The 11,491-nt window shown below is 70.2% G+C and carries 9 protein-coding genes; all 9 read right to left on the bottom strand.

Features of this window, described 5'->3' with window-relative positions:
* Positions 1-16: 16 nt before the first annotated feature.
* Positions 17-1,786, bottom strand: coding sequence for an IucA/IucC family protein (locus RFN52_RS14540; RefSeq protein ID WP_184846665.1), 1,770 nt, complete (start codon positions 1,784-1,786; stop codon positions 17-19).
* Positions 1,783-2,334, bottom strand: a complete 552-nt coding sequence (locus RFN52_RS14535; RefSeq protein ID WP_184846663.1) for a GNAT family N-acetyltransferase — start codon at positions 2,332-2,334, stop codon at positions 1,783-1,785. The genes RFN52_RS14540 and RFN52_RS14535 overlap by 4 nt, the downstream gene beginning before the upstream one ends.
* On the bottom strand, positions 2,331-3,617 hold the full coding sequence (locus tag RFN52_RS14530; RefSeq protein ID WP_184846661.1) for a lysine N(6)-hydroxylase/L-ornithine N(5)-oxygenase family protein: 1,287 nt from the start codon (positions 3,615-3,617) through the stop codon (positions 2,331-2,333). The genes RFN52_RS14535 and RFN52_RS14530 overlap by 4 nt, the downstream gene beginning before the upstream one ends.
* The gene (desA, locus tag RFN52_RS14525) at positions 3,601-5,043 is read right to left on the bottom strand and encodes a lysine decarboxylase DesA (RefSeq protein ID WP_184846659.1); all 1,443 of its coding nucleotides are present in this window, start codon (positions 5,041-5,043) and stop codon (positions 3,601-3,603) included. The genes RFN52_RS14530 and desA overlap by 17 nt, the downstream gene beginning before the upstream one ends.
* A 158-nt stretch (positions 5,044-5,201) precedes the next feature.
* A complete protein-coding gene (locus tag RFN52_RS14520) occupies positions 5,202-6,056 on the bottom strand; it encodes a siderophore-interacting protein (protein ID WP_184846657.1) in 855 nt (284 codons plus the stop codon).
* A gap of 150 nt (positions 6,057-6,206) precedes the next feature.
* Entirely contained in the window at positions 6,207-7,250 is a 1,044-nt protein-coding gene (locus tag RFN52_RS14515; protein ID WP_184846655.1) for an ABC transporter substrate-binding protein, read from the bottom strand.
* Between the two features lie 210 nt (positions 7,251-7,460).
* Entirely contained in the window at positions 7,461-8,621 is a 1,161-nt protein-coding gene (locus RFN52_RS14510; protein WP_184846653.1) for an acyl-CoA dehydrogenase family protein, read from the bottom strand.
* Positions 8,622-8,626: 5 nt separating this feature from the next.
* On the bottom strand, positions 8,627-9,577 hold the full coding sequence (locus RFN52_RS14505; RefSeq protein WP_184846651.1) for a hydroxymethylglutaryl-CoA lyase: 951 nt from the start codon (positions 9,575-9,577) through the stop codon (positions 8,627-8,629).
* Complete coding sequence (locus RFN52_RS14500) at positions 9,574-11,490, bottom strand: ATP-binding protein (RefSeq protein WP_184846649.1); 1,917 nt, start codon at positions 11,488-11,490, stop codon at positions 9,574-9,576. Before RFN52_RS14500 ends, RFN52_RS14505 begins: the two co-directional genes overlap by 4 nt.
* Position 11,491 lies beyond the last annotated feature (1 nt).

The following is an 11,491-nucleotide window of genomic DNA, read 5'->3' as shown; positions in this document are numbered from 1 at the left end:
TCCGTATGTGGGTCGGTCAGAACTCCGCGATCGGATTCCTCAGGTTGCCCACCAGCTGGAGGGCGCCCGACGGGTCGGACAGGTCCACCATCTGTTCGTTGTTGCGGAGTTGGAGGCGGTTGAGGCAGGAGAGGGCGAACTCGGGGGCGAACATGTCGTACTGCTTGAACTTGTCGGCGAGTTCGGGCGTCGACTCCTGGTAGGCGCGAGTGACGTCCGCGACCGTGCGCCAGAAGTCGTCCTCCTCCAGGATGCCCTCGCCGGCGAGGTTCGCCGCGAGGAAGCGGAAGAAGCAGTCGAAGACGTCCGTGAAGATCGACAGGAGCTTCTTGTCGTCCGGGACCTCCACGCGCAGCCGCTCCACCGTCGGCGGCAGCACCGCGTCCGGGTCCATGACCGCGATCTCCTCGGCGATGTCCTTGTAGATCGCCCGCTGCACGACCCCGTCCTTCAGCACGAGGATGACGTTCTCTCCGTGCGGCATGAACACCAGGTCGTAGGCGTAGAAGCTGTGCAGCAGGGGCGTGAAGTAGGCCTGGAGGTAACGGTGCAGCCACTCCTTCGGGGCGAGGCCCGACTGCTCGATCAGCGCGCCCGCGACGGACGCCCCCTGGCGGTCGACATGGACCAGGGACGCCATGGTGGCCAGGGACTCGCCCTCCTCCAGGGACGGCACCGGGCTCTCCCGCCACAGCGCGGCGAGCATTTTGCGGTAGGGCGAGTAGCGGTCCGTCGCCTGCTCGTACTCCAGGTGGCGGTAGCCGACGGCCGCCCGCTCCCGGATGATCGACAGACCAGTCGACCGCAGCACCGGGTCGCCCTCGATGAGCTGCGCCAGCCAGTCGTTGATCGCCGGGGTGGCCTCCATGTAGGCCGCCGACAGCCCCCGCATGAAGCCCATGTTGATGACCGACAGGGCGGTTTTGACGTAGTGCTTCTCGGGGCTGGTCCGGTTGAAGAAGGTCCGGATGGACTGCTGGGCCAGGTACTCGTCGTCGCCCTCGCCCAGGCACACCAGGTGCCTGCGGGCCACCTCGGCGGCGAAGGTGACGCTGAGCTTGTTCCACCACTGCCAGGGGTGGACCGGGATGAGCAGGTAGTCGGCCGGGTCGAGGTCCTGGTCGCGGAGGACGCCGTGGAAGCGCTCGACGGTCTCCGCGCCCAGCTCCTCGCGCAGGAACGACTCGTACTCGATGCCGACCCCGGCCGTGAACGCGGCCCGCGAGCGGTGCGCGGCCAGCCACACCAGCCGGACCGGGCTCGCCGTCTCCGGCGCGTACGACAGGTACTCGTGGATGCCGAAGCCGAGCCGCCCGTTGTTGGCGACGAAGCAGGGGTGGCCCTCGGTCATGCCGGTCTCGATGGCCTGGAAGTCACCGCGGGCGAGTTCGGCCGCCGTGATGTCCGGCTTGGTGAGCTTGTAGCAGGTGCCGGAGAGGGTGGAGGAGATCTCCTCCAGGTAGACCGGCAGGATGTCGTCGCTCAGACCGAGGGACTTCTGCAGCTCGATGAAGAAGTCCAGCGCGGCGAGCGGCAGTTCGGAGCCGTCCCGGTGGCGGGTGATCGACTCGGCGTCCACCTGCCAGTGGTCCAGGGCCCGGCGGGCGGCCGAGAAGCGGTAGCTCGTCAGGCCGTCGTCGCTGCGGACGACGTAACTCTCCCCGTCCTGCTCGGGGGTGATCAGCCGCTCGTGCGCGAACTCGGCGAGGGCTTTGCGGATCAGGAGGCGGTTGGCCCGCGCCCAGCGGTGGGGGGACAGATGCGCTACGGCGTCGGACAGGGTCATACGGCTACTCCTCGGGCGGCCAGGAACTGTGCACGCGTGCAGAAGCTCAGCAGCGCGCGCTTCTCCGGCTTGTCGATCTCACGCTCGGGCACGAAGCCGACGGCCTCGTTGAGCGCGTGGACTGCCTTGTTGCTCACGTCGGGCTCCACCACGACCCGGCGGGTGCGCGGGTCGGCGAACAGCTCGTCCATCACGGCGGTGATGACGGCCTTGGTGAAACCGTGGATCGGGCGGTCGGTCGGCGCGACCAGGAAGTGCATGCCGACGTCGCCGGGCTCCGGGTCGTACAGGCCTTCCAGCTCGACGTAGCGGGGGTCGTACTTCTCCATCAGGAACGCCGGGCGGCCCTCGTGCAGACCGAGGTAGGCGTCGTGGTGCTCGTGCGCGGCGATCCGCATGTATTCGCGCTCGACGTCCTGGAGTTTCGCGTCCTGCATCATCCAGTAGGCCGCCTTGGGGTGGGTGACCCAGGAGTGCAGCAGCTCGGCGTCCCTCAGGGGGTCGAGGGGGCGGACGGTGAGCGTTCCGATGCCGGTGGTGGCGCTCATACGGCGAACTCCTGGAACGCGATGGTCTTCTCCACCGGGTAGTACTCGCTGCCGAGCAGCTCGCGGATGATGTACGCGTTCCGGTACGGGCCCATGCCCAGGTCCGGGCTGGTGATGCTGTGCGTGTGCACGCCGGCGTTCTGGAGGAAGATCCCCCGGCCGGTGACGTCGATCGCGTAGTTGCGGGCGACGTCGAAGTTGCCGTGGGAGTCGTAGACCAGGCGGTCCTTGACCGGGGCCAGGAACTCCGGCTCGGCGTACTTGTAGCCGGTGGCCAGGACCAGGCCCTGCGAGTCCAGCTCGAACTCCTTGCCCTGCTCCTCCTGGCGGAAGCCGAGCGTGTACGTGCCGTTCTCGTACCGCGCGCTGCGCAGCGAGGAGTTGGTGAGCAGCCGGGTGGGGACCGGGCCGCCGAGGTTCTTCTGGTAGAGCAGGTCGAAGATCTCGTTGATGAGGTCGCCGTCGATGCCCTTGAACAGGCCCTTCTGCTCGGCCGTGAGGCGGTAGCGGGTCGCCTCGGGCAGCTCGCGGAAGTAGTCGACGTACTCCGGGGACGTCATCTCCAGCGTGAGCTTGGTGTACTCCAGCGGGAAGAAGCGCGGGGAGCGGGTGACCCAGTTCAGCCGGTAGCCGTGGACGTCGATCTCGCTGAGCAGGTCGTAGTAGATCTCGGCGGCCGACTGACCGGAGCCGACCAGCGTGATCGAGTCCTTCTTCTGCAGCTCCGCCTTGCTGTCCAGGTAGCGGGAGTTGTGGATGAAGTCGCCGCCCAGGCCCTGGCAGGCCTCGGGTATGTGGGGCGGGGTGCCGGTGCCGAGGACCAGGCGCCGGGCCCGGTAGGTGTCGCCGGCGGTGGTCCGCACGACGTAGAGCTCGTCCTCGTACGTCACCTCGGCGACCGTCGTGCCGAAGCGGATGCTGCTCAGTTTGCCCGCGGCCCAGCGGCAGTAGTCGTCGTACTCGACGCGCAGCGGGTAGAAGTTCTCGCGGATGTAGAACGAGTAGAGCCGGCCCTTCTCCTTCAGGTAGTTCAGGAAGGAGTACGGGGACGTCGGGTCGGCGAGGGTGACCAGGTCCGACATGAACGGGGTCTGGAGGTGGGCGCCGTCCAGGAACATGCCCGCGTGCCACTCGAAGTCGGGCTTGGACTCCAGGAAGACGCCGTCGAGCTCGTCGATCGGTTCGGTCAGGCAGGCCAGGCCGAGATTGAAGGGGCCGAGCCCGATGCCCACGAAGTCATGAGTCGCAGGAAGGGGGGCCGGGTTGTCAGGACGCGCGGTCAAGGGACTCTCCCAGGTACTGCTCGGCGTGGCCGGCGATCAGATCGAGGACGGCGGCGATGTCGGACGCCTGCGTCTCGGGGTTGAGCAGGGTGAACTTCAGGTAGTGGCGGCCGCCGACCTTGGTGCCCGCGACGATGGCGTCACCGGAGGCGAACAGGGCCTTGCGGGCATAGAGGTTGGCGCGGTCGATCTCGGCGGGGTCGGTGACGGCCGCCGGGATGTAGCGGAAGACGAGGGTGGACAGGCTCGGCTGCACGACCACGTCGAAGCGCGGGTCGGCGGCGATCAGCTTCCAGCCCTCCCGGGCCAGGTCGCACACCTCGTCGAAGAGCTGCCCGATGCCGTCGGCGCCCATGGTCCGCAGGGTCATCCACAGCTTGAGCGCGTCGAAGCGGCGGGTGGTCTGGAGGGACTTGTCCACCTGGTTGGGGATGCGCTCCTCCACCATGCGGCGCGGGTTGAGGTACTCGGCGTGGTAGGTCGCGTGGCGGAGCGTGGCGGCGTCCCGCACGAGCACGGCCGAGGAACTCACGGGCTGGAAGAAGGACTTGTGGTAGTCGACGGTGACCGAGTCGGCGCGCTCGATGCCGCTGATGCGGTCCCGGTGCTTCAGGGAGGCCAGCAGGCCGCAGCCGTAGGCGGCGTCGACGTGCATCCAGGTGCCGAACTGTTCGCACAGCTCGGCGATCTCGGGCAGCGGGTCGATGGAGCCGAAGTCGGTGGTGCCGGCGGTGGCGACGACGGCCATGGGGACGAGGCCGTCCTGCGCGCAGCGCTCCAGCTCGCGGGCGAGCGCGACGGTCTGCATGCGCTTGTCGTGGTCGACGGGTATGGAGATCACGGCGTCCTGGCCGAGCCCGAGCAGCTTCGCGGACTTCTTCACGCTGAAGTGGCTGACCTCGGAGGCGAAGATGCGCAGTTTCGCCAGGGAGTCGGTCTTGGCTTCCTCGCGGGCGAGCAGCAGCGCCTGGAGGTTGGACTGGGTGCCGCCGGAGGTGAACACGCCGTCGGCGGCCGGGCCGAGGCCGATCCGCTCGGTCGTCCAGTCGATCAGTTTCCGCTCGATGAGCGTGCCGCCGGCCGACTGGTCCCAGGTGTCGAGGGAGGAGTTGACGGCGGACAGGACGGCCTCGCCGAGTACCGCCGGGATGACGACCGGGCAGTTGAGGTGGGCCAGGTAGCGGGGGTGGTGGAAGTAGATCGCGTCCCGGAGGTAGACGTCCTCCAGTTCGTCGAGCACCGCCGTGGTGTCGTGCAGCGGCTGGTCGAGGTCGATCTCGTCGATGCGCGGGGCGAGGGCGTCGACGGTGATGCCGGTGAACGGCCGGTCGGTGGTGGCGAGTTTGGCGGCCACCCGCTCGACTCCGTCGGTCACGGAGCGGCGGTACTGCTCCGCGGTGGTGTCGTTGAGCAGGTGCGAGCGCATGTGGGGGTCCTCCGGTGGGGACAGTCCGGTGTGGGACGGGATGGGTTGGTCTCCGGCGTCCAGAACTTAGGTAAGCCTAACCTAACTTGATCGAGGGGAAGGCGGGCCCTGCCGTGACTGTGGTCACTCGTGTCACCGCAGCGCCGGTGAGCTGCGGGCTACGCCTCCGCCCGCAGCTGCTCCTCGCTCACGCCCCGGCGCCAGTAGCCGACGAACGTCACCCTGCGGCGGTCGATGCCGCGCTCGCGCACGAAGTGCCGGCGCAGCTCCTTCACGCACCCGGACTCGCCGGCGATCCAGACGTACGGCCGCTCGGCGGAGGGCAGATGGGCGGCGCGGAGGGCGTCGAGGGCCATGGGTGCCCCTCCGGCGCCCCGCTCCTCCCTGACGAGCCAGGTGATCTCGGCGTCGGCCTCGGTCGCCAGGTCCTGGATGTCGCCGGCGTGCGGGACCTCCAGGAAGACCCGGGCGCGGGTGCCGGCCGGCAGTGCCTCGACGATGGCCGAGGCCGCGGGGACGGCGGTCTCGTCGCCCCAGACGACGACGAGGTCGGTGTCCTCGGGCGGCCGGAAGCGGATCGCCCGGTTGTCGGCCACGGCCGGGCCGAGCAGCAGGACCCGGTCACCGGCGGTGGCCCGGGCGGCCCAGCGGGAGGCGGGGCCGGCCTGGACCGGGGCGCCCGGCTCGATGCCGTGCAGGGCGAAGTCGATGTCGATCTCGTCCGGGTCCCGGCGCAGGCCGCGCAGGGTGTACGACCGCATCACGGCCCGGACGTCCTCCGGGAGTTCGCGCCAGCCCTGCCACCAGCCGTCCCCCAGTTCGAGCGGGACGACCGGCTCTGGCTGCCCGGGGTGCGGCAGGAACAGGGACAGGGACTGGTCGTGCCCGTCGGAGTGGAAGGCGTGCAGATCGGGTCCCCCGAAGGTCACCCGGACCAGAGACGGCCCGAGCCGCCTCGTCCGCACGACCTGGAGGGAGAAGAACCGGAAGGGGGCGGCTACGGCGGTAGTCATGGGGGCTCCTGATTCATCGTCAGGGGTGAGTGGAGGCGCCCCGGGGGGGGCGGGGCGGCCGTGTCGGCCTGCGGCTCCGCCGCGCGGGCGCGACCGGCCGCATCCGGCCCGCGCCCGCGACACCCCCTCAAGCGCCCCGCGGGTGGCGCGTCAGGAGACCTTCTTCGCGCTCTCGATCGCCTTCGCGAGGTTCTCCACCAGAGGCGTGCACTTGTCGTACGACAGGATCGGCTCGGGCGAACGCGCGATGACCTGGCCGGCCTTGACCGCGGGCAGCTTCTTCCAGGTCGCCTCGGTGATGTCGGCCGGCTGGATGGTCGAGGCGCGGTCGTCCATCATGATGACGTCGGCCGGGTACTTGTCGACGTTCTCCCAGCTGAGGTTCTCGAACCAGCCGCCGTTGGCCTCCATGGCCTTCTTCGGGGGCTCGACGAGGTTCACGCCGAGGGCCTTGAAGTACTCCAGGTCGATGGAGAAGTTGGAGCCGGAGACGTAGAAGATGGCGTCCGAGGCGGAACCGGCCAGCACCTTGATCTCGGGGCGGGACTTGGCGGCCTTGCGCAGCCGCTCGGAGGCGGCCTCGAAACGCTTCTTCGCCTCGACGACCTTCGCGTCCTTCAGGTCGGCGCCGAGCGACTTGGCGAGCTCCGCCATGCGCTGCAGCGGCTTCGGCATCTGACGGTCGAAGACCGAGAGGGCCACGCTCGGGGCGAGCTTGGCAATCTTGTCCTTGGACGCCTCGGGGACGTACCAGAGGGTGCCGGCGGCGTCGAAGGTGGTGGTGATGAGCACCTCGGGCTGGAAGGCCGCGTACTGCTCGACGTTGAACTGGTCGAAGCGGTTGCCGAAGACGGTCAGCTTGCTGACGTCCATGTCGCCGGCCTGGACGTCGGCCTTGCCGTCCTTGGTCTTGGTCGGGCCGAAGACGCCCTCGACCTCGATGCCGTAGTCGTGCAGGGCGGCGGCGACACCGATGAACGCGACGATCTTCGTGGGGACCTGGTCCAGGCTCACGGTCTTGCCGCGGTCGTCCTTGAAGGACCAGGGCCCGGACTTGGCGGCGCCCTTCGCGTCCGAGCCGCCGTCCTTGGAGTCTTCACTGCCACACGCGGTCACGAGGGCGCCGAGCCCGAGAGCACCACCGGCGGCGAGCAGGCCGCGACGGGAGAAGCGGGCGGTTCTGGCGTTCGACATGACGGGGTCTGCTTTCGTACGTACGGAGCCACTGCGGGCACGGCTGAAAGCCGCTTGGCTGAGATCAGGATTAGGTTAGCCTAACCTCAGATTGTGTCCAGTGGGGCCCTCGGGTGTGTGCCCCGGCGGAGACCGGGGAATGCGAACGGGCGCAGTGATCCGAGTCACTGCGCCCGTGCGGCAGGGGGCCTTCGGCCCCGGTCCCGTTTCTCAGCCCACCAGCCCCAACTCCCGTGCGATCAGCATCCGCTGGACCTCGCTCGTGCCCTCGCCGATCTCCAGGATCTTGGAGTCGCGCCACATGCGGGCGACCGGGTACTCGTTCATGAAGCCGTAGCCGCCGTGGATCTGGGTGGCCTCGCGGGCGTTGTCCACCGCGACCGTGGACGAGTGGAGCTTCGCCAGGGCCGCTTCCTTCTTGAAGGGGGCGCCGGACACCAGGCGGACCGCTGCGTCGCGCCAAGTGAGGCGGGCCGTGTGAGCCTTCATCTCCATGTCGGCGATCTTGAACTGGATGGCCTGGTTCGCGCCGATCGGCTTGCCGAACGCGAGGCGCTCCCGGGCGTACTTGACCGATTCGTCGACGCAGCCCTGCGCCAGGCCCGTCGCCAGCGCCGCGATCGCGATGCGGCCCTCGTCGAGGATGCGCAGGAACTGGGCGTAGCCGCGGCCCTCCTCGCCCAGAAGGTTCTCCGCAGGGACGCGGACGTCCGTGAAGGACAGTTCACGGGTGTCCGAGGCGTTCCAGCCGACCTTGGAGTACGGGGCGGCGACCGCGAAGCCCGGGGTGCCGGTCGGGACGATGATCGAGGAGATCTGCGGCTTGCCGTCGGCCGTGCGGCCGGTGACCGCCGTGACCGTCACCAGGCCCGTGATGCTCGTGCCCGAGTTGGTGATGAAGCACTTCGTGCCGTTGATGACCCACTCGTTGGTCGACTCGTCCAGGCGGGCCGTCGTGCGCGTCGCGCCCGCGTCGCTGCCGCCGTCCGGCTCCGTCAGGCCGAAGGCGCCCAGGAGTTCGCCCGAGCAGAGGCGGGGGAGCCACTCGCGCTTCTGGGCCTCGGTGCCGTAGAGATGGAGCGGCATCGCGCCGAGCGAGACGCCGGCCTCCAGGGTGATCGCCACCGAGGAGTCGACCCGCGCCAGTTCCTCCAGGGCCACGCCCAGGGCCAGGTAGTCGCCGCCCATGCCGCCGTACTCCTCGGGGAACGGCAGCCCGAACAGGCCCATGCGGCCCATCTCGCGGACGATCTCGTACGGGAACTCGTGCCGCTCGTAGAAGTCGCCGATCTTCGGCGCCACCACCTCGTGTGCGAACTCCTCGACGGTGCGGCGCAGTTCCTCCAGCTCGGGGGAGAGACGGTAGTCCATGGTGATCAGTGCTCCTCGGTGTCCTCGTGGGACAGGGCTCGGACGGTGCGGGACGGGCTCGGTCGGCCCAGTTGGGAGGCCATCCAGGTGCTTGTGGCGACGAGACGGCCGAGGTCGATTCCGGTGTCGATGCCGAGGCCCCGCAGCATCCACACGAGGTCTTCGGTGGCGAGGTTGCCGGTGGCCGACTTCGCGTACGGGCAGCCGCCGAGGCCGCCCGCCGAGGCGTCGACCGTGGTGACGCCCTGCTGGAGCGCCGCGAGCGTGTTGGCGAGGGCCTGGCCGTAGGTGTCGTGGAAGTGCACGCCGAGGGCGGTGGGCGGGACGCCCGCCTCGTCCAGGGCCGCGAGGAGCGCGACCACATGGCCCGGGGTCGCCACGCCGATCGTGTCGCCCAGGCTCAGTTCGTCGCAGCCCATGTCCAGCAGGGCCCGGCAGACCTTCACCACTTGGGGGATCGGGACCGCGCCCTCCCACGGGTCGCCGAAGCACATCGAGAGATAGCCGCGGACGTGGACCGATGCGGCCTTCGCGCGGCTCACCACCGGCTCGAACATGGCCAGGGCCTCGTCCACCGTGCGGTTGAGGTTGGCCTTGGCGAAGGACTCCGTCGCGCTGGCGAAGACCGCCACCCGCCGGGCGCCCAGCCCCAGGGCACGGTCCAGACCGCGCTCGTTCGGGACCAGGACCGGGAGCGCGACGGGGAGGTCTGCGACTGTCGGGAACAGCGCTTCCGCGTCCGCCAGCTGGGGCACCCACTTGGGGTGGACGAAGCTCGTCGCCTCGATCGTCGTCAGGCCCGCGTCGGCCAGGCGGTGGATGAACTCCGCCTTGACCTCCGTGGGGACCGTCGCTTTCTCGTTCTGCAGGCCGTCGCGGGCGCCGACCTCGTGGATGCGGACGCGCGTGGGCAGGTCCCTGCTCGGGACGGCCATCGGGAGCCCTGGAACCGTCATTCCGCCGCCTCCTCATGCGGTGCGATGACCGCCAGCACCTGGTCCATGGAGACCGTGGTGCCGGGGGCCACGTCCAGCTCGGTGACCTTGCCCGCGTGCGGCGCGGCGATGACGTGCTCCATCTTCATCGCCTCCACCACCAGCAGGCTCTGACCGGCGCTCACCTCGTCGCCGACGGCCACCTTCACCACCGTCACCGTGCCCGGCATCGGCGCGGTCAGCGAGTCGGCGCCCGCGTGGGCGGCGCGGGTGAGGGACGCGGCGACCGGGTCGTGGTCGCGGACGTGCCAGGCGTCGCCGTCGCGGCCGAGCCAGTCGGCGGCGCGGTGGAAGGTGTGGCGGACGCCGTCGAGTGTCACGGCGACCCGGTCGCCGGTGACCGTGGCGGTGCCGCGCGGGGTGTACTCCAAGGGCTCCTGCACCCGCAGGTGGAAGGCGGCCGGCTTCGGTTCGCCGCCCAGGCGCCAGCCGTTCGGCACCGAGAAGGGGTCCGTCCACCCGCCCGGCTCCGGCTTCAGGGCCTCCAGACGTACGGCCGCCGCCGCCTCGTACACCTCCTCCGGTACGTCCGTGGGGACCAGTCCCTCGACCTCGCGCTCGACCAGGCCCGTGTCCATGTCGCCGGAGACGACCGACGGGTGGGCGAGCAGGCGGCGCAGGAAACCGGCGTTCGTCTGCACGCCGAGCGTGACCGTCTCCGCCAGGGCCGCCCGGAGCTTGCGCAGGGCCGTCGCCCGGTCGGGGCCGTAGGCGATGACCTTGGAGAGCATCGGGTCGTAGAGGCTGCCGACCTCCGTGCCCTCGGTGAGGCCCGAGTCGGTGCGGACGCCGTCGCCCTGCGGTTCGCGCAGCTTCAGGACGGTGCCGCCGGAGGGGAGGAAGCCGCGCGCCGGGTCCTCGGCGCAGATGCGGGCCTCCACGGCGTGACCGGTCAGCCGTACGTCCTGCTGGGTGAAGCCGAGGGGCTCCCCGGCCGCGACCCGCAGCTGCCACTCGACCAGGTCCAGGCCCGTGATCAGCTCCGTGACCGGGTGCTCCACCTGGAGGCGGGTGTTCATCTCCATGAAGTAGTACGACGACGGATCGTTGCCGGGGACGATGAACTCCACCGTGCCCGCGCCCCGGTAGCCGCACGAGCGGGCCGCCTGGACCGCCGCCTCGCCCATCGCGGAGCGCGTCTCCTCGTCGAGGAGCACGCTCGGTGCCTCCTCGATGATCTTCTGGTGGCGGCGCTGGAGGGAGCACTCGCGCTCCCCGAGGTGGACCACGTTCCCGTGGCCGTCCGCCAGGACCTGGATCTCGATGTGGCGGGGGCGGTCGATCCAGCGCTCGACGAGGAGCGTGTCGTCGCCGAAGGAGGCGCGGGCCTCACGGCGGGCCGAGGCGATCTCCTCCTCCAGGCGGGTCAGGTCCCGCACCAGGCGCATGCCCTTGCCGCCGCCGCCCGCGCTGGGCTTCAGCAGGACGGGCGCGCCCAGTTCGCGGGCCGCCTCGGCCAATTCCGGGTCACGGCCGCCGGGGACGACGGGGACACCGGCCTCGCGGACCGTTTCCTTGGCGCGGATCTTGTCGCCCATCAGCGCGATCGCGTCCGCCGGAGGGCCGATGAAGGCCAGGCCGGCCTCGGCGCACGCCCGCGCGAAGGCGGCGTTCTCGGCGAGGAAGCCGTAGCCGGGGTGGACGGCCCGGGCGCCCGTGCGGCCCGCGGCCTCCAGCAGGCGCTCCACCGAGAGATAGCTCTCGGACGCCGGGGCCGGGCCGATCCGGACCGCCGTGTCCGCCTCGCGGACGTGCCGGGCGTCGGCGTCCGCGTCGGAGAAGACGGCCACCGAGCGCACGCCCATCGACCGCAGCGTCCGGATGACGCGTACGGCGATCTCGCCCCGGTTGGCCACCAGTACTGTCTCGAACATC

Origin of the sequence: Streptomyces collinus (assembly GCF_031348265.1) — a bacterium.
Lineage (GTDB): Bacteria > Actinomycetota > Actinomycetes > Streptomycetales > Streptomycetaceae > Streptomyces > Streptomyces collinus.
This window is presented reverse-complemented; position numbering and strand designations above follow the sequence as displayed.